23 protein-coding genes are annotated in these 24,446 nt (G+C 36.9%); 11 read left to right on the top strand and 12 right to left on the bottom strand.

Annotated features, from left to right (window positions below; translation table 11 throughout):
* Nucleotides 1-42: 42 nt before the first annotated feature.
* From IPM14_03575 to IPM14_03605, 7 genes are all read left to right on the top strand, one after another.
* Nucleotides 43-891 carry an NAD(P)H-dependent oxidoreductase subunit E gene (locus IPM14_03575; protein ID MBK9097198.1) on the top strand — a complete coding sequence of 283 codons (849 nt, stop codon included), beginning with the start codon at nucleotides 43-45 and terminating at the stop codon, nucleotides 889-891.
* 42 nt (nucleotides 892-933) lie between these two features.
* Nucleotides 934-4,107: an FAD-dependent oxidoreductase gene (locus IPM14_03580; protein ID MBK9097199.1), complete on the top strand. Its 3,174-nt coding sequence runs from the start codon at nucleotides 934-936 to the stop codon at nucleotides 4,105-4,107.
* Complete coding sequence (locus tag IPM14_03585; protein MBK9097200.1) at nucleotides 4,100-4,777, top strand: (2Fe-2S)-binding protein; 678 nt, start codon at nucleotides 4,100-4,102, stop codon at nucleotides 4,775-4,777. Before IPM14_03580 ends, IPM14_03585 begins: the two co-directional genes overlap by 8 nt.
* Before the next feature lie 13 nt (nucleotides 4,778-4,790).
* Nucleotides 4,791-6,374, top strand: coding sequence for an FMN-binding glutamate synthase family protein (locus IPM14_03590; GenBank protein ID MBK9097201.1), 1,584 nt, complete (start codon nucleotides 4,791-4,793; stop codon nucleotides 6,372-6,374).
* A gap of 209 nt (nucleotides 6,375-6,583) precedes the next feature.
* Nucleotides 6,584-6,919 (top strand): hypothetical protein, encoded by a 336-nt coding sequence (locus tag IPM14_03595; GenBank protein MBK9097202.1) that lies wholly within the window; start codon nucleotides 6,584-6,586, stop codon nucleotides 6,917-6,919.
* Between the two features lie 70 nt (nucleotides 6,920-6,989).
* Nucleotides 6,990-7,643: an energy transducer TonB gene (locus IPM14_03600; protein ID MBK9097203.1), complete on the top strand. Its 654-nt coding sequence runs from the start codon at nucleotides 6,990-6,992 to the stop codon at nucleotides 7,641-7,643.
* Between the two features lie 235 nt (nucleotides 7,644-7,878).
* Nucleotides 7,879-10,587 (top strand): T9SS type A sorting domain-containing protein, encoded by a 2,709-nt coding sequence (locus IPM14_03605; protein ID MBK9097204.1) that lies wholly within the window; start codon nucleotides 7,879-7,881, stop codon nucleotides 10,585-10,587.
* Nucleotides 10,588-10,621: 34 nt separating this feature from the next.
* On the opposite strand, the gene IPM14_03610 is transcribed toward IPM14_03605, so the two are convergent.
* Entirely contained in the window at nucleotides 10,622-11,260 is a 639-nt protein-coding gene (locus IPM14_03610) for an HAD family hydrolase (GenBank protein MBK9097205.1), read from the bottom strand.
* Nucleotides 11,253-11,438: a hypothetical protein gene (locus IPM14_03615; GenBank protein ID MBK9097206.1), complete on the bottom strand. Its 186-nt coding sequence runs from the start codon at nucleotides 11,436-11,438 to the stop codon at nucleotides 11,253-11,255. The genes IPM14_03610 and IPM14_03615 overlap by 8 nt, the downstream gene beginning before the upstream one ends.
* Before the next feature lie 340 nt (nucleotides 11,439-11,778).
* Here IPM14_03615 and IPM14_03620 point away from each other — a divergent pair, with 340 nt between their 5' ends.
* The 4 genes from IPM14_03620 to IPM14_03635 all read left to right on the top strand — a co-directional run bounded on the left by IPM14_03620 (nucleotide 11,779) and on the right by IPM14_03635 (nucleotide 16,241).
* Nucleotides 11,779-12,201: a hypothetical protein gene (locus IPM14_03620; protein MBK9097207.1), complete on the top strand. Its 423-nt coding sequence runs from the start codon at nucleotides 11,779-11,781 to the stop codon at nucleotides 12,199-12,201.
* A gap of 119 nt (nucleotides 12,202-12,320) precedes the next feature.
* Nucleotides 12,321-13,289, top strand: a complete 969-nt coding sequence (ypdA, locus tag IPM14_03625; GenBank protein ID MBK9097208.1) for a YpdA family putative bacillithiol disulfide reductase — start codon at nucleotides 12,321-12,323, stop codon at nucleotides 13,287-13,289.
* A 240-nt stretch (nucleotides 13,290-13,529) separates the two neighbouring features.
* Nucleotides 13,530-14,576 (top strand): class I fructose-bisphosphate aldolase, encoded by a 1,047-nt coding sequence (locus IPM14_03630; protein ID MBK9097209.1) that lies wholly within the window; start codon nucleotides 13,530-13,532, stop codon nucleotides 14,574-14,576.
* A 108-nt stretch (nucleotides 14,577-14,684) separates the two neighbouring features.
* Nucleotides 14,685-16,241 carry a hypothetical protein gene (locus tag IPM14_03635; protein ID MBK9097210.1) on the top strand — a complete coding sequence of 519 codons (1,557 nt, stop codon included), beginning with the start codon at nucleotides 14,685-14,687 and terminating at the stop codon, nucleotides 16,239-16,241.
* A gap of 38 nt (nucleotides 16,242-16,279) precedes the next feature.
* Here the strand turns inward: IPM14_03635 and IPM14_03640 are convergent, their stop codons facing one another.
* From IPM14_03640 to IPM14_03685, 10 genes are all read right to left on the bottom strand, one after another.
* The gene (locus tag IPM14_03640; protein ID MBK9097211.1) at nucleotides 16,280-16,750 is read right to left on the bottom strand and encodes a PaaI family thioesterase; all 471 of its coding nucleotides are present in this window, start codon (nucleotides 16,748-16,750) and stop codon (nucleotides 16,280-16,282) included.
* Between the two features lie 100 nt (nucleotides 16,751-16,850).
* Nucleotides 16,851-17,729, bottom strand: a complete 879-nt coding sequence (locus IPM14_03645; protein MBK9097212.1) for an EamA family transporter — start codon at nucleotides 17,727-17,729, stop codon at nucleotides 16,851-16,853.
* 127 nt (nucleotides 17,730-17,856) lie between these two features.
* On the bottom strand, nucleotides 17,857-20,226 hold the full coding sequence (locus IPM14_03650; protein MBK9097213.1) for a TonB-dependent receptor: 2,370 nt from the start codon (nucleotides 20,224-20,226) through the stop codon (nucleotides 17,857-17,859).
* Nucleotides 20,227-20,317: 91 nt separating this feature from the next.
* The gene (locus tag IPM14_03655) at nucleotides 20,318-21,157 is read right to left on the bottom strand and encodes an arsenic efflux protein (protein ID MBK9097214.1); all 840 of its coding nucleotides are present in this window, start codon (nucleotides 21,155-21,157) and stop codon (nucleotides 20,318-20,320) included.
* Nucleotides 21,158-21,316: 159 nt separating this feature from the next.
* The gene (locus IPM14_03660; protein ID MBK9097215.1) at nucleotides 21,317-21,577 is read right to left on the bottom strand and encodes a hypothetical protein; all 261 of its coding nucleotides are present in this window, start codon (nucleotides 21,575-21,577) and stop codon (nucleotides 21,317-21,319) included.
* 2 nt (nucleotides 21,578-21,579) lie between these two features.
* A complete protein-coding gene (locus IPM14_03665) occupies nucleotides 21,580-22,125 on the bottom strand; it encodes an arginine decarboxylase, pyruvoyl-dependent (protein ID MBK9097216.1) in 546 nt (181 codons plus the stop codon).
* 78 nt (nucleotides 22,126-22,203) lie between these two features.
* Complete coding sequence (locus IPM14_03670) at nucleotides 22,204-22,647, bottom strand: DNA starvation/stationary phase protection protein (GenBank protein ID MBK9097217.1); 444 nt, start codon at nucleotides 22,645-22,647, stop codon at nucleotides 22,204-22,206.
* A 1-nt stretch (nucleotide 22,648) separates the two neighbouring features.
* Complete coding sequence (locus IPM14_03675; protein MBK9097218.1) at nucleotides 22,649-22,975, bottom strand: hypothetical protein; 327 nt, start codon at nucleotides 22,973-22,975, stop codon at nucleotides 22,649-22,651.
* Nucleotides 22,976-23,001: 26 nt separating this feature from the next.
* Nucleotides 23,002-23,952, bottom strand: a complete 951-nt coding sequence (locus IPM14_03680) for a radical SAM protein (GenBank protein MBK9097219.1) — start codon at nucleotides 23,950-23,952, stop codon at nucleotides 23,002-23,004.
* A 63-nt stretch (nucleotides 23,953-24,015) separates the two neighbouring features.
* Nucleotides 24,016-24,414 carry a CGGC domain-containing protein gene (locus tag IPM14_03685; protein MBK9097220.1) on the bottom strand — a complete coding sequence of 133 codons (399 nt, stop codon included), beginning with the start codon at nucleotides 24,412-24,414 and terminating at the stop codon, nucleotides 24,016-24,018.
* Between the last annotated feature and the right edge of the window lie 32 nt (nucleotides 24,415-24,446).

The following is a 24,446-nucleotide window of genomic DNA, read 5'->3' on the forward strand; positions in this document are numbered from 1 at the left end:
CTTGCGCTAATCAAATCCTCTCACAACTACTGAGGCCAAACTATGACTACTCTAACACCCGCCTCTGAAAAAGAAAAAATAAAAGCTCGTGAAGGAATAATTTCCATTCTCGAAGATATCCAGGCTAAATACGGATATCTGCCTGAGAAGGAGCTTAGATCTGTTTCAGAGGTGACTGGAAAATCTCTCGTAGATATTTACGGAGTTGCAACTTTTTATAAATCATTCAGCCTGAAACCTCGCGGCAAACATGTAGTTTCTGTTTGTCTTGGTACAGCTTGCCATGTCAGAGGAGGACCAACCATCAAGAAGGAGTTTGAGCACCGGCTGAATGTTCGACCGGGTGAAACGACTGCTGATAAAGAATTCACCCTTGAAACTGTAGCCTGTCTCGGAGCCTGTGCATTAGGACCGATAGTAGTTGCAGACGGTCATTACTTCTCCAAAGTCATCACACCAAAAGTAAAACAAATCTTAGATAAAACACGCGAAGGATTAGATAAAGTAGAAATTCAAACTGATCAAAGAATATTTCCTGTTGAAATAAGTTGTGCACGATGTAATCATAGCTTGATGGATACAGAACATCTGGTCGATTATCATCCTTCCATACGAGTTACAATTTCATTTGAAAGAAAGCACGGCTGGTTGAGATTGTCAAGTTTGTATGGCAGCTACAATATAGAATCTGAATATGAAATACCGGAAGATACTGTTGTGAATTTTTTCTGTCCTCACTGCCACACCGAACTAAGAGGCGCCGCAAATTGTGTTGAATGTGGTTCGCCTATGGTACCAATGATCGTGAAAGGCGGCGGCGTTATTCAGATATGTTCAAAGAGGGGCTGTAAAGGACATATGCTTGATCTCTCAGGAGGTATTTATGGATAATAATCGTTTAATAAATTCTGAATTTATCTTGGGGGTTTGGTTATGTCAACATTAAAATCTATTTATGAATTTAGAGAGCTTAAAAGCAGAATTAAAGCCGATCGTGATACCAGCATTCCGACAATTGTCATTTCTGCAGGAACATGCGGACAAGCAAGCGGTGCTAACGACCTTATCCGAATAGCAAAGCGCGAATTAATTTCGAACGGTTTGACTAACAGAATTCACCTCCGAATTACCGGTTGTCACGGCTTTTGCGAAATGGAACCATCAGTTCTGATAGAACCATCACGTGTGTTTTACCCGAAGGTATCAACAGAAAACATGAGCAAAATCATCAAATCAATTTACCGGGAAGAAATTTTAGACGATCTGCTTTTTCATGATCCTGAAACCGGCAAACCGATTTTAAGACAGGATGATATTCCATTTTATAAAAAACAAAAACGAACTTTGCTTTCAATGAATGAAAAGATAGATCCGATTCGTTTATTTGATTATCTGGAAACAGGCGGTTACGATTCATTTGTTAAAGTGCTGGAAGCAGCAAATCCAAACTGGGTTGTTCAGGAAGTTAAGCATTCAGGCTTGCGTGGTCGTGGCGGCGGCGGTTTTGCAACCGGAACAAAATGGGAAATGCTTGCGACACAAAGAAACGGAAGAGAAAAATATCTTGTTTGCAATGCTGATGAAGGAGATCCCGGTGCATATATGGATCGAAGCTTGCTTGAAGGTAATCCTCATAGCATCATTGAAGGGATGTTGATTGGTGCATTTGCAACAGGTGCTACAAACGGAATAGTTTATGTTCGAAATGAATATCCTCTTGCAATTAAGCATTTAATAATTGCATTAAGAGTTGCCCACGAATATGGATTGCTTGGAAATAATATTCTTGGAACTGGTTTCTCTTTTGATATCACAATTGTAAGAGGTGCAGGTGCTTTTGTTTGCGGTGAAGAAACAGCTCTCATCAGATCAGTCGAAGGTAAGATGGGAGAACCACGTCAGCGACCACCGTTCCCGATTGAAAAAGGTATTTATGGAAAACCAACAGCAATCAATAATGTAGAAACATGGGCTAACATTCCCCTGATTCTGAAACTGGGTGCCAAGGAATATTCAAAAATCGGAACACCAAAAAATTCCGGAACGAAAATATTTAGTCTTGTTGGAAAAGTTAAGAACACCGGATTAGTGGAAGTTCCGATGGGAATATCAATTAAAGAAATTATTTTTGATATCGGTGGAGGTGCATCAACCAGAGCAAAGATTAAAGCTGTGCAAACAGGTGGACCATCAGGTGGATGCATCCCGATTGAAAAATTTAATCTGCCTATAGATTACGATAGTTTGTCTGCTGCCGGTTCTATTATGGGTTCCGGTGGAATGATTGTTATGGATGAAAGAACCTGCATGGTTGATGTAGCAAAATACTTTACTCATTTCTTAAAAGATGAATCTTGCGGAAAGTGTTTTGTGTGCAGAAAAGGAACCCAGCGAATGTATGAATTGCTTGAAGACATTTCAATGGGACTTGGAACAATTGAGAAATTAGATTTACTCGAAGAGCTTGCAAACGTTGTTAAAGATTCTTCAATGTGCGGCTTAGGTCAGACAGCAGCCAACCCGGTTTTATCAACGATTAAATATTATCGGCACGAGTATCTAGAACACATTCATCATAAAAAATGCCGTGCAGGAGTTTGCAGAGATCTTGTAGGCGCTCCATGCCAATCGGCTTGCCCAATAGGTACAGAAGCATGGAGATACATTGCCCACATCGCTGTTGGTGAATATGAAAAAGCTTATACAGCAATTCGTGAAGCAAATCCGTTCCCATCTGTTTGTGCAAGAGTATGCAGCCATCCATGCGAATATATGTGCAGGTCAGGAACGAGCGGTGGACAAGCAATTGCAATTCGCGCTCTCAAACGATTTATAACTGACAGAATTGAACCTTCAACTTATAAACCTGTCAGAGAAAAAGACAGTAAAAAATCAAAATTTAAAGTTGCTGTAATTGGTTCAGGTCCAGCCGGATTAACTGCTGCTCATTACTTATCACTTAAAGGCTATAAAATCACTGTATATGAAAAAGATGAAATTCCTGGCGGAATGTTAACCACAGGTATACCATCGTACAGACTTCCGAGAGATGTTATCAATAAAGAAATAGACGCGCTGATTGATAAGAACATCACTCTGAAAACTAATTCTGTTCTCGGCAGAGATTTTACCGTCGATGAATTATTTGAGCAGGGATACAATGCTGTATTCCTCGCAATGGGCGCTCACAAAAGTAAATTACTGAATATTGAAGGCGAAGATCTTGCCGGAGTATATCCTGCAATTGAATTTCTGAAAGAGTTCAACTTGCACGGAAAGAATCTTGCTAAGGGACGTGTTGGAGTAATCGGCGGTGGTGATTCAGCGATTGATGCTGCACGAGTTTCACTAAGACAAAAGGATGTCAAAAGTGTTACACTTCTTTACAGAAGAACACGCCAGGAAATGCCGGCACTTCAGCATGAAATTGATGCGGCAATTGAAGAAGGTGTCAAACTTGTAACATTGGTATCGCCTATAAAAATTCATTCGGAACATAATCATCTTTCAGGAGTTGAGTTCATTAAGAATAAACTTGGCGATGTAGATTCAAGCGGAAGAAGAAATCCTGTCCCAATTCCGGGTTCTGAAGAATTTATGTTCTTCGATACACTCATTATTACGATCGGCGACACACCTGATGTTGATTATATCTCGTCAATGAATATCAACGTAAGCAAATGGGGAACTTTGATAGTTGATGAAGATACACTTGAAACAAATCGTGATGGAGTATTTGCAGGAGGTGATGTCGTCACAGGTCCAAACACAGTTGTTGATGCGATAGCTGCAGGAAAGAAAGTGGCGATAATGATTGATAGGTATTTAATGCAGGAAGAATTAAGACAGCCGCCTGAAGTTCGTTTACCAAACATTTACGTACCACCCGTTGAGGTTTCGGAAGAAGAGACGAAGAGAGTTTCACTTCCAACTATTCCGGTAGAAGAAAGAAAGTCGAGCCTGCACGAAGTAGAGCTGACTCTTTCTGCTGATCAGGCTAAGTATGAAGCACACCGGTGTATGAGATGTGATCTCGAATTTATCCACGAACAAAAGGATGAGAAAAAATTAACACTCATCGAAAGCGAGGATATCTACCATGGTTAATCTTAAATTGAACGGATTAATAATATCAGTAGAAGAAGGAACGACTATCCTTGAAGCAGCTCAGTTTATGGGATTCCCAATTCCAACTTTATGTCATATGGAAGGCTTATCACCTTATGGTGCATGCCGTTTGTGTGTTGTTGAAGTTGGTGAAGGAGTAAAAGCAAAGCTTGTTACATCCTGTACTTCTGTTGTTCAGGAAGGAATGAGTGTTAGAACTGCTTCTAACCGTGTTGTAAAAGCAAGAAAGATGATAGTTGAACTTCTGCTTGCAACCTGTCCGCAATCTAAAGTAATACAGGATATTGCTTCCGAGCTTGGCGTTAGACAGCAGAGATTCAGACAAGAACATGAAGATTGCATTATGTGTGGTCTCTGTGTAAGAATGTGTGAAGAGCAGATGATGGCAAAAGCAATTGGGTTCCGTGGGCGGGGCGATCATCGCAGCATCGGAACACCATTCGACATCAAATCTGAAGTTTGCCGTTTGTGCGGCGGGTGTATTTACGTCTGTCCCGCCTGTCAGTTAAGATGCACTTACACTGAACCAGACAAAGCAATCTGTGGTGGCTGTATGAACCTGACACCACCTTGCTTAGAAAAAGAAAAATTTGATAATATGATGTGTTACATGGATCCCTGTGTAGCATGCGAAATTAAAATTAAATAGAGGAGAATAAAAAATGTTGTACTCAAGAGTAAATTCATCAGCAGCAACACTCACAAAAAACAGAACAGAAGGCTCAATCACACCTTCATCGGGAATGTGCGTTACCTGTGTTGATGGATGCATAGGTATGTGTGAAATCGGTAAGTCGGCTTATCGTGGTCACGAAGTAATCTATCCACAGCCATTCGGTGTAATCACCACAGCATCAGAAAAAATCTATCCCGTTGATTATTCTCACTTCAACATTATGGGAACAGCAGTTGGTGCTTATGGTATTGAAGCTGATAGTGACAAAGCTATTTTTCCAAATGTCAGGATCGATGTTACATTCGGTCACGATAAAGGAATACACTTTAAATATCCATGGATCATTCCCGGAATCGGGTCAACTAACATTGCGAAAAACAACTGGGAAGGATTAGCAATCGGTTCAGCACTTGCCGGTACCGGTTTAACAATCGGCGAAAATGTAACCGGTATGGATGTGGAGTCAATTATAAACAGAGGAAAAGTATTTGATACAGTTGATTTGAAGCGTAGAGTAAAGCTGTACAAAGATCATCAACGAAACGGATATGGTGCAATAGTAGTGCAGGCAAATGTTGAAGACACACGTCTTGGGGTTCAGGAATATGCAATCGATAAACTTGGAGTTGAAGTTGTTGAACTTAAATGGGGACAGGGTGCAAAAGACATTGGCGGCGAAGTTAAGATAAGAGAATTGAAAAAAGCTCAGATGCTCTACGAACGCGGTTATGTAGTTCTTCCAAACCCAACGGATCCTCATGTTATTCAGGCATTCGAAAGAGGTGCATTTAAAGAATTCGAGCGTCACTCACGACTTGGCATGGTTAGCGAAGAAGGATTTGCTAAAAGAGTTGATGAACTTAGAAAAGCTGGAGCAAAGTATATATTCTTAAAAACCGGTGCTTACCGTCCGGCAGATCTTGCACGTGCAGTTAAATTCTCATCAAAATATAAAATTGATTTGTTAACAGTTGATGGAGCCGGCGGTGGAACAGGAATGAGCCCGTGGAGAATGATGAATGAATGGGGTGTTCCTCCGGTTGAACTTCATTCAATGCTTTATCAATATACAAAACAGCTTCACGATAAAGGTGAATATGTTCCAGCGTTAGCTGTTGCCGGCGGATTTACATTTGAAGATCAGATATTCAAAGGACTTGCACTTGGGGCACCTTTTGTAAAACTTGTGGGAATGGCACGTTCGCCAATCGCCGCTGCGATGGTTGGGAAAACAATTGGTCGCGCTGTTCAGGAAGGACAGCTTCCTGTTTATGTTGAAAGATTTGGAAACAGTATCGACGAGATATTTGTAACTGCGAGCGAGTTAAGAAAAGAGCTCGGTAATTCTGAATTCGAAGCCTTACCTCCGGGAGCTATTGGATTATATACTTACTATGAAAGATTAGGTCAGGGATTAAAACAATTAATGAATGGCAGTAGAAAATTTGCTCCTGAATTTATTACCCGTGATGATATTGCAGCACTAACTCATGAAGCTGCGGAGATAAGTGGAATCAAATACATTACTGAAGTAGATAAGGAAGAAGCACAAAATATTCTGAACGCGTAGACAATTTTATTGACAAGTTATTATTTTAATGCAACACCATTCCGGTGTTGCATTATTGATATATCAAACAATAAAGAATAATGTGTAGTCATTCCCGAAATTAATAGGATATAGTAATAGTGTTTTTATCAAAAATCATTTATAAAATCTCATTCATTCTTCTTCTATGTATCATTTTCTCGTGTGACGTAACCGAACCTGTAAAAAGTTTGACTGCAAGAACTAATAAAACGAGCTATACTTCTTCTGAACTTGTTTTAGTTACTTTAAATAATAGTCTTGATAAAGACATATATCTTCAAAAGTGTGGTGGTAAGATATATCGTTACTTTGAAAAACTAGATTCTATACCTTCAAGTGGTTGGGTTACGGTTTTTGTTTGCAGACCACTTGTCTCTTTTGAGTTGAAATCAAGCAATAAATACTCTGATACTTTAGCTTTTTTACCCGGATCCTATCGTTTAAAATATCGTTATGATTTTGAAGAAATAAATCCAGAGATATTCCAACAAGAGTTAATTACCAATACTTTTTCTGTTAAATGATTTTTTAATCAGGAACATTTCTCTCCAGGCAAAGTAAAAGGTTTAGATTTTAACTAAACCGGAGGTTACAATGCCGTCTCTAAAAAATCCCAAAGCAGATTTAAGAAAGCTTTATTATCGCACTTTTGAAGCAAGCCTGATTTTATCACTTGCAGTAATTGTAGCTGCTTTTAAATTCTCTCCTCAAATTTCTAAAATAGAATCAGTGAAAACAGATCCTCAGGAAATAATCAAGATAGAAGATATTATTAACACAGTGCAAAAACCTGATATTCCACCGCCTCCAAAAGCTCCGGAAATTATTGCCGCGACCATTGATGATCTGCCGGATGATTTTGTTCTACCTGATATTGATGATGTTGAGCCTGTAAAACTCCCCGATAAACCACCAACAAAACCTGATATAGATTTGTCGGACGAGATTTTTATTGAAATTCCAGAAGAACTTCCATCACCAGTCGGTGGATTGAAAACTCTACAGGAAAAAGTTCACTACACTGAAATTGCCAGAAGAGCAGGTGTAGAAGGTACAGTTTTCATTGAAGCAAGAATTGATAAAAATGGAAATGTAGTTGATGCATTTGTTAAAAAGGGACTCGGCGCAGGTCTTGATGCAGAGGCATTAAATGCAGTCAAATCGACAAAGTTTATTCCCGGTAAACAGCGCGGTAAAGCAGTAAATGTAAGGATGGTTATCCCTATCAAGTTTGTGCTGAAGGGATAGTTTCAAGAGTAATTTATCCTGTCTCACTTTATAAATGTGAGAATATTCTCAGAATTGGCGAATCCATTTCAAACAATTATCACCTAATGGCTTATAATTAAGCAATTTAATTTGCACATAAATTGAGTAGAAACAGCGAATAACAATCTTCAGTTATTTGAGAACTAATCATACAAATTCAAAAATAAAACTTAAATTAGATTTATAAATAAAATTAATTTCATTGGGGTCAATTATGACTAAATACTTTTTACTTTTTACTTTATTTCTTTTCACAACACTTAATGTTTTCCCGCAGAATTACAAAGAAGTGAGAATATATCTCAACAGCAAATCTGATATTCAAACTCTGATGAATGCCGGAATGCAGTTCGATCACTTTAACTTTAACAGAAACAATTCGATTGATGTATTCGTCGATGAAAATGATTTCTCAATTCTTCAGTCAACTGGATTTAACCATGAAGTTTTGATTGAAGATTGGTTCTCACATTATGCAAATCTTCCGACGATGAGCGAAGCAGAAAAAAATCTGGAATTACAAAAAGTTGAACAGGATTTTGGAGTAACCGGATTTAATTACGGCTCAATGGGTGGTTTTTATACCCTCGCTGAAGTTAATGCGGAGCTGGACGAAATGTATAATCTATTTCCCAATCTGATAACACAGAAATTTTCTATTGGCAATACGATTGAGGGAAGACCAATTTATATGGTTAAAATTTCTGACAATCCTTCTGTGAGCGAGAGTGAACCACAAGTACTTTATACAGCACTTCATCACGCAAGAGAACCCCAAAGTATGGAACAAATGATTTTCTTCATGTTCTATCTGCTTGAAAATTATGGAACTGATCCTGAAGTAACTTACCTCGTGAATAACAGAGAACTATACTTTGTTCCCGTTATTAATGCTGATGGATATCAATATAACTATACTACAAATCCCGGTGGCGGCGGAATGTGGAGAAAGAACCGAAGACTTAATACCGGCGGTAGCTATGGAGTAGATTTAAATAGAAATTACGGACCTGAACCGTACTGGAATTCATCGTATGGTGGTTCAAGTACAACTCCGAGCAGTGATACTTACAGAGGCAACGCTCCATTCTCTGAGCCTGAAACCATAGCTTTGAAAAATTTTCTGGCGTCCAAGAACTTTAGTAATGTGCTTAACTATCATACCTATGGAAATTATCTGATTTATCCATATGGATGTTTTCCGTGGTTAACTGCGGACTCGTTAACATTTTCTGAATTCGCAAGTGATATTACCGCTTACAATGGTTACCTAGCAGGAACTGCAATGGAAACAGTAGGATATAGTGTGAGAGGAACGAGCGATGATTATGCATATGATGGAGATATCTTAGCGAACAAAGGTAAAATTTTTGCAATGACTCCTGAGGTTGGAACAACCGGTTTTTGGCCAACACAGAGTGAGATCATTCCTCTTGCATTAGAGAATCTGCAGCCAAACTTATATTATGCATGGGTTGCTGGTGAGTCAATTCATCTGGAGAATGCGAACTTTTCACAGCAATATTTTAATCCTGGTGATGTTGTTAATATGCTTCCTTCGTTTAGAAACAAAGGACTTTCAACAGGTTATAATGTTGGAGTAACTGTTAACTCTTTAAGTGGATTTGCAACAATTAATTCCGGAAGTACGGCAATGGATTCTATTCAGGCAAGATCTTCTGCGCAAGTTACTGTACCGTTGACTTTTACAATTTCTCCGACCGCTCCTGCTGAGGAAGAAATTCAGCTTGAGTTTGTAATCAGCTTGAACTCAAGTGTTGTCAGGAAGGATACTATTAGTTTGATTATTGGCACACCGGTATTCGTGTTTGCTGATACAACTAATAATCCTCCAAATTTATGGACGCTTACAAGCAACAACAGCAAATTCTGGGAAGCAACAACCACATCATTTCATACTGCACCGAATTCTTATACCGATAGTAAAATAGGAAATTACCTTAGCAGTGCTGTAGTTACTATGACTCTGACTAATGCCATCAATCTTACGACTTATGTCAATCCAAGATTAATATTCTGGACAAAATATGATATCGAAAGCAACTGGGATTATGGTCAGGTTGATATATCCTCAAATAACGGAACGACATGGTTTCCGCTGCAAGGACAGTACACCGAACCCGGCGTTGGTAGTTTTCAACCAAATGGTGAACCGCTTTATGACGGAATAAGAACCAATTGGGTAAGGGAGGAAATTAGTCTCGCATCTTATAAAGCAGCACAGAATAAAATTAGATTTCAACTGAATGCTGACGGATATATCGAGCGTGATGGTTGGTACGTTGATGATATCGGAATTATCATTTACCAGATCATACCCGTTGAAATGCTTACATTCTCTGCCAATGTCAGATCAAATACTGTTGAACTTAACTGGTCAACAGCTTCTGAAATGAACAATCGAATGTTTGAGATTCAAAGAGCTGATGGAAATGCCGGTCAAAATAATATGAATTGGATTACAATCGGTTACGTTGAAGGAAAGGGGACAACTACAGAAAGAAGCGACTATTCATTTACCGATAAATCACCAGTTAGCGGTGTTTCATACTATAGATTAAAGCAGATTGATTTTGATGGAACGTTCAAAATACTTAATGCCGAAATGGTTGAATTCTCTTTTGTGAAAGAATATTCTTTAGAACAGAACTATCCAAATCCATTTAATCCATCAACAGTAATCAATTATTCTATCCCGGTTGATGGAAACGTAGAACTTGTTGTTTACAACATTCTCGGTTCTGAAGTAGCAGTACTTGTTAACGAATACAAAGAAGCGGGAAATTACTCCGTTGAATTTTCAACTGAAGAAATTAAGAACAACTTAGGATCAGGTATATATATCTATAAACTGAAGTCTGGTTCGTTTACTCAGACAAGGAAGATGGTAGTTCTAAAATAAGAGTAAGATTAAGAAAAAGAGTAAGAAAAAAGACTTACTCTAAAATATTTATCAATTCTTCAAGGCCGGATATTAAAAAGTCCGGCTTTTCTTTTTCAAGTTGCTCTTCTGTTCTGTAACCGTAAAGCGCACCGCAGGTTTTTGCACCCGCACTTATCCCGCATTGAATATCAAGTTCTGTATCGCCCACCATCAATGTTTCAGAGGTTTTAATTTTCAGTTCGTTACAGATAAATATCAGTGGTTCTGGTGAAGGTTTGTGTGCAAGTCCATCTCTTCTTCCCATCAAATAATTAAATGAAGGACGAAGATTAAAGTGATCAATTATTTTTTCTGCCTGATCCTGTACTTTTGTAGTGAGAAGTGAAACTTTAATATTTTTTTCAAAGAGATATTGAAGTGTATGTTGAACTTCCGGATAAAGATATGATGAATCCATATACTCAAAGTAGAAAGCTTTATAAATAGTAATAAATTTCTCGAAGTCCGGAACCTCAATATTCAATTTCTCGAAGATGTCAACAAAATGCATTCCGATCATATTCGTGAAAATATCTTCGTCTATTTTGTAATTAATACTTAATTGATCGAGAGCAACTTTAGTGCTTTCGAGAATAGTATCTCTTGAATCAACAAGCGTTCCGTCCAGATCGAAACAAACGTGTTTAATCATTCTCTGATTTATCTTTCTCCCGTTTCTCCTGTGAAATGATCGGGGGATGAGCTTCTTCCCCTCTGCAGCACTCGTCTATGTTTATTCCGCAGACGGCACATTGACCATGTCCGTGAACCCAGATGATTGCTGTTTGCTGATTGCACCAGTTACAGATTATTTGCTGCTTCTTATCCATCCTGTCGATTTATAAATTCAAATTTTTTCTGCAAATATATGAAAGAGAAGGGTATAACAGTTGAAAAAAACGCTGCAAGGGGAATTTGCTTTTATAAAATAAAAGTTGAAATTTTTAAACGGGTAGCAAAAACAATTTTCTGACTCAAATAAAAATTGATAGTATCTGGAAGTAATTCTTAGAAGATAAGGACCTGAGCAGGTAAAAATAACTTTTGGCAGCGTTAAATATTTTATTTTTGAAATAATTAAGCGATCATTGACAATAGTTTTACGGTACGATTTTTAGCATTGGGAAAACGATTAACTAATTCAATAAATAAACCTAATAAGGAGATATAATGAAAAAAATCAATTTTCTGTTCCTTCTCACGATGTTCTTTTCAGTCGCTGTGATCAACTCAAATGTTTTCGCACAAGCTGAACCGGTAATGTATTTCTGCGAAAGGTATGACGACTACGACGGTGAAATCGGAGTAAGCGACAGATTTACAAAAGGTCATATCACTGTTATGGTAAAAGCTGATGACGCACTCAGACTTAAAGATGTTGCGATACAGTATGATATGTACAATTTCAGATCAGGGAAGTTTGAATATTATAAAAAATTCTATTTCACTATTGACAGAGATATGAAATATGTTTTCTTTGCAAGAAATGACGAAAGCGATATGGAATTTGAAGAAGCAGGATTTTATCGTGTGTTCCTGCTCGATGAGGACGATAAAACTGTAACAAGTGCACTGATTGAAATCATCGACTAACCTGAATATCATTTTCGATAGGCGGTTCAGTACCGCCTTTTTTATTTTAAAAGCATTTCTACCTCGAACAATTTTCATAAAAGCATTAACTTTGTGTAAAGTATTTTCAACTAAAGAAAATGAAAAATTACAAAGTAATAATAATCGGTGCCGGACCTATCGGACTTGCCTGTGGTATCGAAGCAGAGAAAAGAAATATTGACTATCTGATAATTGAAAAAGGATGTCTCGTTAATTCACTTTTTCATTATCCTACGAATATGATTTTCTTTTCAACGTCAGATCGATTGGAAATTGGCGACGTACCTTTTGTATCTCACGGTGATAAACCGACAAGAAGAGAATCTCTCGAATATTACCGCAGAGTTGCTGATGCGTGGAAATTGAAAATAAATACTTATGAAAACGTTGAAAGCATTGAAAGAACAGAAAAACAATTCAAGGTAATCACTAATAAAAATGTGTACTCCGCATCGAATGTAATTATAGCAACGGGATTTTTCGATTACCCAAATCTTTTGAACATTCCAGGTGAAGAAAAACCGAAAGTGAAACATTATTTTGATGAAGCTCATCCGTATGCATATTTAAAACTAATTGTTGTTGGCGGAGGAAACTCAGCAGTTGATGTTGCGCTGGAAACTTTCCGTAGAGGTTCTGAAGTTACTATGGTAATTCGTGAACCAAATCTAAAAGAGAGTATAAAGTACTGGGTTCGACCTGATATCGAAAACAGAATTAAGGAAGGAAGTATTAAAGCATATTTTAATTCTGAAGTGACTGAAACAAGAGACGATGAAGTCGATATCAAAACTCCTGATGGGAAAGTTATTATTAAAAATGATTTTGTGTTTGCGATGACAGGCTATCATCCTGATTATTCTTTCTTAAGTAAAGTCGGAATAAAAATTTCAGAAGACGAAAAACAAATTCCTTCATTCAACGAAAAAACATTTGAGACAAACATTCCGGGAATTTATCTTGCCGGGGTTGTCTGCGGCGGAATGGATACGGGCAAATGGTTTATTGAAAATGCAAGGTTTCAGGCTGCAGAGATTTTGAAGGATATTGCATCCAAAAACCGTTGAAACGGTTATAAATTATATTCCACTTCATTAACCCATGGATTAATCCGTGGGTTAATGAGAAGGATGCACATATCAAACCGTTTTAACGGTTTAAATAATAAGCGGGCGATACGATTACGTTGAGTCGTTTATTTGTACTTCCACCATACATCAGGCTTTATCTTAATCTGCTTTAGCCGTATTTTTAAACTACTTTTCATTGAAATTAATCATTACTTAAAAATCTAAACGGAGTTAATTATGTTAAAGAAGATTCAGGAGTTGTTAGGCAAAGAAGCTGATGAACTCTTAAGCTATAAAGCTAAATTTCCCAAAGAACAATTGCACCTTCCCGGTCCTGATTTTGTTGACCGAGTATTTTTACAAAGCGACAGAACACCAAATGTTTTGAAAAATCTAAACTGGATTTTGCACACTGGCAGATTATCAGGAACAGGTTATGTTTCTATTCTGCCGGTTGATCAGGGAATTGAACATTCAGCCGGTGCATCGTTTGCACCTAATCCAATGTATTTCGATCCTGAGAATATTGTTAAGCTCGCAGTTGAGGGCGGATGCAATGCTTGTGCATCTACACTCGGTGTACTTGGAATGGTTTCCAGAAAATATGCTCACAAAATTCCTTTCATACTAAAGCTCAATCACAATGAGCTGTTGACTTACCCAAACAAATACGACCAGATAATGTTTGCTGGAGTTGAGCAGGCTTTTGATATGGGAGCTGCAGCAGTTGGCGCAACAATTTATTTTGGTTCTGACGAAAGTGCACGACAGATAATTGAAGTAAGTGAAGCATTCCAGTATGCACACGAAATGGGAATGGCAACAGTGCTCTGGTGCTATCTCAGAAATTCTGAATTCAAGAAGGATAAAGATTACCACGTATCTGCAGATTTAACCGGACAGGCGAACCATCTTGGTGTTACTATTGAAGCGGATATCATCAAGCAGAAGCTTCCTGAAAACAACGGCGGCTATAATGCATTGAAATTCGGAAAGACTCATAAAAAAGTTTATTCCGATTTATCCACTGACCACCCGATTGATTTGACACGCTACCAGGTAATAAATAATTATATGGGAAGAGCAGGATTGATAAACAGCGGCGGTGCTTCCGGTGAAAATGATTTTGCTGAAGCTGCAAAAACTGCAATAATAAACAAACGCGCCGGCGGTATGGGATTGATCTCAGGCCGAAAAGCTTTCCAGCGACCCATGGCGGATGGTGTAAAGCTGCTTAATCTTATCCAGGATGTGTACTTAGAAAAAGAGATAACTGTAGCGTAGGATTTTAGATTGTCACGGTGTGTCTAGAATCTAGATAAAGGCAATTTTAAATTATGTAATGCATCTTCCTAAAAATATAAAATAAATTAAAATTAGGAGATAATCGCAATGAAATATATTATTGTCTTCATTCACTTATTCTTTTTCATTCGTGTAAACATTAATGCACAACAAGCATTAGATGAGGCAGAAAAGCTTTTTTCAGATGGAAAATATTCTGAAGCCGTCAGTATTCTAGAAGAATTCACTAATAAGAATCCAAATAATCAAGAGGCACATTATTTTCTTGGTTATGCATATGATAAACTGAACGGTTCAGATGGGTCATTAGTTAACAAGTCTAAAATTCATTTTACACTTAAAGCATCTGAACATTTCAAAAAGGTTACAGAAATTTCACCATACTATAATGGTAAAATCTTAATTCAGGGACCTTACTCAAAGCTCACATCCATTTGGGGATGTATGGCTACAACTTATACTTTCAGAGGAGATCTTGATTCTGCGATTTGGGCATTTAATTTCGGTGAACAACAAGGTGGTTTTTACCCTGAGATTCTAGAGTATAATAAAAATGTTTTGGCGACTTGCGCACCCAATGCTATTCTTTTTACTAATGGAGATAATGATACTTTCCCTGCCTGGTTTTTACAGTTAGTGGAAAATTACAGACAAGATATAACAATAATTAATTGTAGTCTTCTCAATACACCCTGGTACATTCAGCAATTAAAACATTACTATCCATTTAGTACGGATACGGTTGCTATTAATATGTCAGATAAGCAAATTGAACAATTATCACCAATTGAATGGAGATCTAAAGAAGTAAGTATACCTATTCCTAAAACAACTTTTGACACTCAAGAATTAATGAAAATATATGATGTTACAGATTCATTAACTATTCATCAAGGTGAAATAAGGTTTACTATGAATAATACTTTGACTTCTGAAGATGTAAGAGCTATTCGTGTTCAGGATATCCTGGTTAGAGAAATAATAGAATCAAATAATTGGGAAAGACCGATATATTTTGCAAGTACCTGTTCTGATGATAACAAAATTGGCCTTCAGGATTATCTTAGGCAGGATGGATTAGCATCAAAGCTTGTCCCACAAAAAAGAAAAACTGGTGAAGAATTTATTAATGTTGAAGTTCTAAACGGTAATTTGAAAAATTATACTTTTAATTTTTATAAGGATGAAGGGTACAATTATCATGACTTTCAACTTCTCTCTCAGAACTATTATAACCCTTTTTTAAGATTAGCTGTTTATTATCAGAGTAAGGAAGAATATCAGAATGTAATTCATACTCTGAACTATTTGGATGAAAAAATCCCATTTAACATCGTAAAAATGAATAATGGATTACTATTTGAAATAGCTAATTTTTACTTTAAATCCGGAGATATGAATAGGTTTAATGAAATCTCATCAGCTGTTGAAGAAAATGCATTGATGGAACTTGAATCAAATCCAGATGATGTCAGTTCGTATTATAATCCATATCGTATACTCATAGAGATCTATGAGAAAAAAGAGGATTATAAGAATGTAATTTTAATTTGGAAAAAAATTGAAACTATGTATCCTAACGATTCAACCGTTAAAACAAACATTGAGAAGTATAAGAAATTGTTACTTGATTCAAATAAATAGAAAAATACTATACTTTACTTAATTTAGTATGTCTTTAATTATTTCTTAACCATATTCTCCGGCATCTGGACTGCAATAACTTTTCCTTTGGCTGTAATTTCTCCATTGGCTGATAAAGTAATTTCTGAAATTACTTTTCTTCCTTTTATCTCAATTACTTTTCCACGTATTTCAAGCTCAACACCAATCGGAGTTGGTTTTAAGTAATCAACCTGTAGCGAAGCAGTAACAAACCGGAAAGGAGGTAAAGTATCAATTTCTCTACCTTCTGCTTTGTATGCAGCTAATGCTGCGGTTCCGGTTCCGTGGCAATCAATTAAAGAAGCGATCAATCCGCCGTAAACATAACCTGGAATTGCTGTGTGATATTCTTTGGGAGTAAAACGAGTTACGATTTCATCACCTTCCCAGAAAGTTTTTATCTGGTGACCATGTTCATTTAACTTTCCGCAGCCGTAGCAATGAGCTACATCATCGGGATAATAGTCCTGTACTGCTTTTGATTTCATAATTTCTCCTTTGATTATTTATTGTCACACTGAGCTCGTCGAAGTGTGACACTAAAACTGAATGTCAGTCTTCGACAGGCTCAGACTGACATCATTTAAGTTAATCTCTCAAAATCAAAATCGCACCGAGTAGAATAAACAAAACTGCAATTGTCTTCTTCAACAGGTTAGTGTCTTTAAATATCTTCCCGCCAATGACTGTTGCCCACAAAACAGAAGTTCGTTTAACAGCAAGTGTCAATGCAACTGAGGCGATACTTATAGAAACTATTTGTGTATAGCGATATCCAATTGTGAGAACAGAAATCAATAAAATCCAGAGAACATCGGCCTTATTTATTTGCGGAGAATGATTTTCAAGCTTTCCTTTAAATGCAAAGTAAATGATAAAGAACAGCACCGCAAAATAAACGTGCTGAAATGCAGTCAATGAAATTGGAGTCAGATTCATTTTTGCTACAAGCAGCTTGTCCATCACAGAAGATGCGGTAAACAGTAATAAAGCAGCAAGAATGTATTGATGATACCTCGACTTGAAAAATACATTCAATGGGAAAAGAATTTCTTTCAGGTTTTTGCTTTCGAGAATGTATGTGCCTGCAATCAGGGAAATCAAACCAAGCACTTCGTAATATTTCAAACTTTCACCAAGAAAAATAAAAGCAAACACCGCAACAAATCCGGGAGTCAATGCAAGCAAAGGTAATGCATTGCTGATTTGCAAATTCTTCAATGCTGTCATCACACATAAAAATGCGGCAACACCAATGAGAGATTTTATGAACAGAACTGATAGGTTTGAAAAGTTTATTGCGTTGTAGTCAATAAAGAAAAAGAAGGGGATTGAGAGAACAAGGTTTGCAATTGAAAGATAAAACGAAAACTGAACAGGATTGAGATTGAATAGAACTTTCTTCTGAGTTATCGCAGCAAACGCAGAAAGAAAAGATGATAGCAGTGCAATGAAAAACCAGGTCATAGAAAATAAATTACTTAATTATTTTTTTTGCTTTGTCATTGCGAGGAAAGAATGACCGAAGCAATCTTTAACTCTGGTTCGATATGAGATCACTTCGCTTCGCTCGTGATGACAGGGGTAATAAATATTAAAACTCCACAGCTAATTTAACGAATATATTCCTGCCCGGCTCGATGGTGATACTTCCTCTTGTTGTTGACAGATGATTCCTGTAAGCTTTATCAAAAATATTTTCTACTCCCGAATAAATTCTGAAACTGATTATAGAAAACTTTATCGAAGTTGAATTCAGTAAAAAATTGAACACAGCATAACCCGGAGTAGTTAATTCACCTTCGGCAACTTCATTCTGTTCAGCAAAAATGGTTGAAGAAACATCAGCCTGCAAGTACTCAAGAAAACTTAGCTTAAGTCCCACTCTTCCATTCAGTGGTGGAATTTCAGGAAGATTTCCGTCTGCTGTAATATCATCTCCATTAACATAAGAAGCAGTTGTGTAGAAAATGTAATCACGCCAGAAATTATAGTCTGCACTAAAATCAAATCCATAAATTCTTGCTTCACCAATATTTGTTTTGATTAATGCATTTCGTCCTTCAAAAGTACCGGGAACTTCTACAACAAGATCATTAAAGTAAGAATAGAAAAAGCTTGAAATTATTTTTAGGTTATCTGAATAATGCCGAACACCAAAATCAATTGATTGGCCCTTCTCCGGATTTAACTCGGGATTACCGACGCGCACAACACTTCCCTGATCGATATACTGGAATCTTTCTTCAAGCGATGGCGAACGGAATGAAGCTCCAAGTCCAAGCGTTAAATCTATCGAAGGCAAAATAGAATAAATAAATCCGATGTTTACACTGTAAGAAGAATTATTGTTATTAGTGCTGTCCCAGATTACTTTTTGATTTGGTGGAGTTGTATTCAATACTCCGTTTGTAATTGTGTACACTGGGTTTAAAGTTTTCTCAGCAGTGATGTTGATAAAATCATACCGCAATCCGACTGTAGTTGATAATCTGTCATCAAACAATTTGAATTCATCCTGTGCAAAAATTCCAAGGCTTTTATATTTTGAATTAGGAACTGGTTTTTCGCCGGTGATGACATTAGTTGTACTGACAACATTTCCTGCTGAATCTAAAACTTCAATCAACTGATAACGCTCGCGCTCACCTTTGTAGCTCCTGTCCCAGTAATCAAATCCTGCTGCAAGATTGTGGCTATCGAATAACCAGAAATTTCCTTGTAAAGTTGCGTTGTTGTTTTTGTGATCTGCACTGGGAGTAATTTTCAACACGCTTACTCTTCTTGCAGGATTTCCACCAGAAGGGGGGATATTTTGAACTATGTTCGGAATGTTTTCAACATCCCGGTTAATAAGCTGATAAGAATATTTTGCTGAAAGCTTGTAAAACACTTTGCTGATATTCTGAATTTCATATCCTGCAGAAATCAATTCACGCTTTTCAAATGGATAACGGACTTCTGCATTATCAGGAAATACAGAAGCACCGGGAATTCCAACATCATCGGCTCTGAATAACTGGTAATCAATTTTTAGTTTATGATTATCAATTGGGAAAATATTAAGCGCACCAGAAAAACTGTAATCTTCAAACTGGCTGTTGCTCAATTCGCCCTCAGGTGTTTGTGTGTTGTTTGCTTTTCTGTATGAACCGGAAAGTTTTGTCGACCAGAATGAACTTCCACCATAGACCGAGCCTCCGAACACGGACAGATCATTCACAGAATTATATTCACCAATTACATTTCCTGAAAAAGATAATCTCTCGTAAAGCTGAGGTGATTTTGTAATAATGTTTACAATTCCTCCGGTTGCACCAGATCCATAAATTGATGATGACGCACCTTTAATAACTTCAACTCTTTCAACATCATTAAGATCAACCATTGATAATCTTGCAGCAACATCTGTTGAAGTTGCTATTCTGTTTCCATCGATCAAAGTAATTACATTTTCCCTGTTCAATCCTCTTATGCTCACTTCGGTTCCCCAAATACCGTCACGAAGCAGTGATACGCCAGGTTCATTTTGCAAAATATCCGGCAATGACATTGTTGATCTCATTTGAATTTCTTCTTTTCCAACCAGTGATTCTGCAAAAGGGGAGTTGCGAAGATAATTTTCCGTACGGTTTGTGCTAACAACAACCTCATCGAGCTCGATGGCAGAGTGAATCAAATTAAAATTCTTTATAACATCAGAATTGATTTCTAATTCTGTTGAGATGCTTTTATATCCAAGACTGGAAATTTTTATCTGATATTTTCCGGCATTCAAACCGGAGAAAGAATAAAAGCCATCAGTGTTTGAGTAAGCAAAGCTGCTGTAAGAAATGAAAACTGTGGCCCCCTGTATTGGTAATCCGTTCTCAGAGTTAGAGATTTTTCCCTTTAATGTGAAGGTTTGTCCAAAGGATAATCCGTTAATTAAAATAAACAGCAGAAGAAAATATTTTGTTTTCATAATTCAAATTTAGTCTCATACTAACTTATAATTAGTGATAAAAGTCAATGCTTCGAAGTATTTATTTACTCAATAAAAAAATTGCTCAATGTTAAAACCCCAATAAATAAATTATTACTCCCATAATAAGTCCGAATGCAAGATTAAAAACTTTAATCAAAATGGAATCCTTTATTGAATAAGAAAGCATCGGCAGCATACCGTGTCCATCCTGCACAACAGAGCTTGTAAATAAAACAGAAAAAGGAATCAGTCCTTTTGCAAAAAGCATCACAAAAATAAAGTGTGGTCCTGATTCGGGAATTAATCCGATCAACGCTCCAAGTATTAAAAGAAGAAAAGTATAATCAGAAGTGATGCTTTCAAGATCAATAAAAGTCATTGCATACTCAACTATAAGCAGAGCACCGAATGTCCACAGGAAGATTCTGATAAGATGCCCTTTAATAATGTGGATCCAGATATGATCTTTGAAATAATGCTTGTATCCTTCCTGATCTGGATGGTACTGTTTGAAATCACAGTCAGTGCAGGTTTGGATTTTATATTTTTTGATTATAACATCTGTCAAATAACCAGCAGCAATTCCAATCACAAAAAGAATTGCAAAAAGAATGATTGCTGTATCCGGAATCATCGCAAGCATGACAAATGATTCATCACCTGATGTTGCAAGCATTAATCCTGTCAGAGCACCGAAGCTGATCATTCCGTGGATATAAAGTGAAACTCCTGCAAATGAACCAAGACAACCGGGCGCTGAACCGAGCAGTGATGACACAATATATTGCCTCCACCTGTTTCCTGTCTGAAGGATTGATTCAAGTTTTCCTTTTGTTTTAACATTTATAAAATCTACTGCAACCATCATCAGCAATACGAAAAACGTAATTTTAATAGATTCCTGTAATATTAAGACAAGAATATCCATAGCTATTCTTGCAACTTGAACACATTTTCACTAATCATTTTTTGTGTGCTTTTATTGATCATAACACATTTCTGAAATGCTTTTGCAACAACTTTTTCATTTAAACTAATTAAACAAGAGAAATGCCAAACTCCTTTCCTATATTTATCGAGCTTCAATTTACCAACTGGTTTTGGTAGAGATGAAGCGCTTTTTATATTCAATATTTGTTGAAGCAACGACAAAATGCATGTTATTCTCTACTAAAAATTCATTTAGAATTATTTTTTCCAACATTTTTGTCCGTAAATCTTCGAGCCAATTTATATAAACTGCGTTGTTTACATGGCCACCAGCATCAATGTTGTACGATTTAATCACAAATGTCATTTCTACACTTAAATCTGAATTTACGGGAACAGTTTCATTTTTTTCTTTCATACTCATGGTAGTAAAACAGCTGCTGCAATAACGGTTGTCCACAAACTTGTTTTATCACCTTCAGCAGATTGAGTGATGTTGAACGTTTTAACAATCTTGCCGGACATTTTAAAAACCTGTTCCCGCTCATTCCAATCCGATTCAGGATTGAACTCAACATCCAAAGTTGTTGCAAGCATCTGAGCAGCAAGGTCTTCAGCATAATCTCCCGCATTCTTTTCTGTTACCCCATAAGGATGATACTCTGAAAGATACCCGTACTGAGTGTTGTCTGCAGGAATTGCTCCTCCAATCGATGCAGCAATTAATCTGTTCGGTTCGTTGGTTGAGTTTCTTGCCATCACTGCAAATGTAATTTGTCCGGGTTTTAATTCCTTCAAACCTTCTTCTTTGCTGATTCGTTTGCAGGATGGCGGGAATATGCTGCTTACAGCGACAAGATTACATATTTCAATTCCTGCACTTCTGAGGGCAAGTTCAAAAGAGCTCAGGTAATCTTTATGTCTTCCTACTCCTTTTGTCAAAAAAATTTTTGATGGTATGTACAATTTTATTTCCTCTTATTTATTCTGAAGATATTAATAACAAAAGCCGATCCGAAGATGGACCGGCTGTTATATAATTTGTTAACCAATACTTGCTTTGATCATCCAGATTTGTTTCTCCAGCCACACCACGTTATCATCTGCTATGTTTGCTGTCGGAACATCACCTGCTTCACCGGCAGCTTTCGATATTTCCTTAAAATCTTTATTCAGTTGTTCAAAGTCTGAAAGCAAAGACCTTAAAACATATTTAGCTTCAAATGTTTTTTTGATTTCTTCTTTTATGGAAGCAATCTTCAGATAATCCTGTAATGTGGCGCAAGGTTTTCCACCAAGCTGCACAATCCTTTCAGCAACTTCATCATACTGTTCAGCAAAGTAATCGTAATATTTTTCGGTCATTTCGTGAACCGGTTTAAAATTCATTCCTTTCACGTTCCAGTGGTAATTGTGAAGCTTTACATACAGCACCTGAAGATTTGCGAGGTTCTTGTTCAATAATTCAACGAGCTTGTTTGATTTCATTTTATTTCTCCTGTTTTTTCAGATATTTGTTTATTGCGGATTTAACCGTTCCGCCTGATTTAATAAGTTCAATTTTTATATGCTCTCCCAGTAAAATGGAATATGATTTACGACCTATCTCCATTGTTAATAAAACATCTGCATTATTTTCTAATATGATCTTTGAAGCTTTCAGACCGGAGCCATCCTGAAATTGAAAACCCGGATTTGCTATCGAATTGTATTTTCCAGTCAAGCTATCATACATAATTAAAAAGGGAGCACGACCTAAAGTGTCACTTAATGGTGAAGTTAATGTTTCACCTGTTGATGGAATTGCTATTCTCATAATATCAAATCATATTTTTTACTTGCTTAAACATCAATTTTATTTTTAATATTTTTCACTAAGAATTTATTTCCGGAATACTCTACTTCTTTCAAAATATTTTGATGAATCAAAGATTCGATTAAACCCCAGCTTTCGTTTGCTTTGTGTAAAAAAGTATCAACGGCTTCCAGGCTCATCGGATGAACCGCAAGAATGCTTGCCAGTTCTTTCTGGACATCTGAAGAATAAGTAAAGTCTGTTTCTCCGCTGCCGGTTAAAAGTTCAACGTTTTTTATTTCTGTGTTGAATATTTGATATGCCATATTCAGATTTTCTTCCGATGGAGTTTTTACAAATCCTTCGGCAGGAGGACGAGTGGGAACAAGTATATATGCTTTATCAGGATTAATTTCTTTGATGAACTTGCTAGTATTGGCTAAAGACTCTTTGTCATCGTTAATTCCATTTACCAGCATTGTTTCTGTTACAAAAGTTCCTCTGAAAGAATGTCTGAAATTTTTAATTCCGTTTAATATTTTAAGCAGATCCAGTTTGCCATAAGGCCGGTTTATTTTGTGCCAGATCTTTTCATCAACCGTATCAATCTTTACTGATACCCAATCAGCCAGAAGTAAATCCTCTCTCACGTCTTTATCCCAGAGCAGTGATGAATTTGTTATAACGGCAATATTAATTCCCAGCGGTTTTAGCAATTGAATTTCTTTGCCAAGATTTATATCGAGAGTAGGTTCACCATCCGGGACAAAACTTATGTAATCAATTTTTTTTCTTGAGTTTATTAGTTGACTTACTCTTTCTGAAACTTCCGCAACTATTTCTTCGAGCGAATAAAATTCTTTTCTTTGAATTGACAATGAATCAGTAAGTCCAACCTGGCAGTAAACGCATGAATAACTGCAAATCTTCGGTGGAATATTGTTTACACCCAGACTTCTTCCTAATCTTCGTGACGGTATTGGCCCAAAAGTTATCATATTTTGAATCTGTTCTTAGTTATACGCTAAACGGGTTTTCTCATCCGACATAGTTGGTTTAATTCATTCCTGCCATTCTGGTGTATCCCAGGTATTTAATGCTGAATGAGTGATTAAGTATTTCTCCGGAATAGGATGAATGCCAACTATTATTTTCAATCCAAATTTTGTTTCGATAAATTTTTTGAAATAATTAATCCGTGGACAAGGCGGATAACCCACTACCATCCCCGTCGCAAAGTGAATAACTTCAGCTCCGTTCCTTTTCATTTCCTCAGGAGCGTATTCAATGTTTCCTCCGGGACAACCACCGCAGCTTGTATATCCAACAACTTCAATTTCTTTGTCATCATAAATATCAAATGCACCGGCTCTTTCCTTAATTGCTCTGAAGCATTTTCCGCCCGCACAGCTTTTGTATCTGTCGCAGATTATGATTCCTAGCTTAACTGAATTTTCCATTGCTTCCTTCTTTCTTTTAGTAAACAGATGAA

This window comes from bacterium, assembly GCA_016716565.1.
Classification (GTDB): Bacteria; Bacteroidota; Ignavibacteria; order Ignavibacteriales; family Ignavibacteriaceae; genus IGN2.

What these genes read in the sequence shown, in the direction of transcription:
- IPM14_03575 (MBK9097198.1), top strand. Translation starts at nt 43, where the DNA reads ATGACTACTCTAACACCCGCCTCTGAAAAAGAAAAAATAAAAGCTCGT.
- IPM14_03580 (MBK9097199.1), top strand. Translation starts at nt 934, where the DNA reads ATGTCAACATTAAAATCTATTTATGAATTTAGAGAGCTTAAAAGCAGA.
- IPM14_03585 (MBK9097200.1), top strand. Translation starts at nt 4,100, where the DNA reads ATGGTTAATCTTAAATTGAACGGATTAATAATATCAGTAGAAGAAGGA.
- IPM14_03590 (MBK9097201.1), top strand. Translation starts at nt 4,791, where the DNA reads ATGTTGTACTCAAGAGTAAATTCATCAGCAGCAACACTCACAAAAAAC.
- IPM14_03600 (MBK9097203.1), top strand. Translation starts at nt 6,990, where the DNA reads ATGCCGTCTCTAAAAAATCCCAAAGCAGATTTAAGAAAGCTTTATTAT.
- IPM14_03605 (MBK9097204.1), top strand. Translation starts at nt 7,879, where the DNA reads ATGACTAAATACTTTTTACTTTTTACTTTATTTCTTTTCACAACACTT.
- IPM14_03610 (MBK9097205.1), bottom strand. Translation starts at nt 11,260, where the DNA reads ATGATTAAACACGTTTGTTTCGATCTGGACGGAACGCTTGTTGATTCA.
- IPM14_03615 (MBK9097206.1), bottom strand. Translation starts at nt 11,438, where the DNA reads ATGGATAAGAAGCAGCAAATAATCTGTAACTGGTGCAATCAGCAAACA.
- IPM14_03620 (MBK9097207.1), top strand. Translation starts at nt 11,779, where the DNA reads ATGAAAAAAATCAATTTTCTGTTCCTTCTCACGATGTTCTTTTCAGTC.
- ypdA (MBK9097208.1), top strand. Translation starts at nt 12,321, where the DNA reads ATGAAAAATTACAAAGTAATAATAATCGGTGCCGGACCTATCGGACTT.
- IPM14_03630 (MBK9097209.1), top strand. Translation starts at nt 13,530, where the DNA reads ATGTTAAAGAAGATTCAGGAGTTGTTAGGCAAAGAAGCTGATGAACTC.
- IPM14_03635 (MBK9097210.1), top strand. Translation starts at nt 14,685, where the DNA reads ATGAAATATATTATTGTCTTCATTCACTTATTCTTTTTCATTCGTGTA.
- IPM14_03640 (MBK9097211.1), bottom strand. Translation starts at nt 16,750, where the DNA reads ATGAAATCAAAAGCAGTACAGGACTATTATCCCGATGATGTAGCTCAT.
- IPM14_03645 (MBK9097212.1), bottom strand. Translation starts at nt 17,729, where the DNA reads ATGACCTGGTTTTTCATTGCACTGCTATCATCTTTTCTTTCTGCGTTT.
- IPM14_03650 (MBK9097213.1), bottom strand. Translation starts at nt 20,226, where the DNA reads ATGAAAACAAAATATTTTCTTCTGCTGTTTATTTTAATTAACGGATTA.
- IPM14_03655 (MBK9097214.1), bottom strand. Translation starts at nt 21,157, where the DNA reads ATGGATATTCTTGTCTTAATATTACAGGAATCTATTAAAATTACGTTT.
- IPM14_03660 (MBK9097215.1), bottom strand. Translation starts at nt 21,577, where the DNA reads ATGAAAGAAAAAAATGAAACTGTTCCCGTAAATTCAGATTTAAGTGTA.
- IPM14_03670 (MBK9097217.1), bottom strand. Translation starts at nt 22,647, where the DNA reads ATGAAATCAAACAAGCTCGTTGAATTATTGAACAAGAACCTCGCAAAT.
- IPM14_03675 (MBK9097218.1), bottom strand. Translation starts at nt 22,975, where the DNA reads ATGAGAATAGCAATTCCATCAACAGGTGAAACATTAACTTCACCATTA.
- IPM14_03680 (MBK9097219.1), bottom strand. Translation starts at nt 23,952, where the DNA reads ATGATAACTTTTGGGCCAATACCGTCACGAAGATTAGGAAGAAGTCTG.
- IPM14_03685 (MBK9097220.1), bottom strand. Translation starts at nt 24,414, where the DNA reads ATGGAAAATTCAGTTAAGCTAGGAATCATAATCTGCGACAGATACAAA.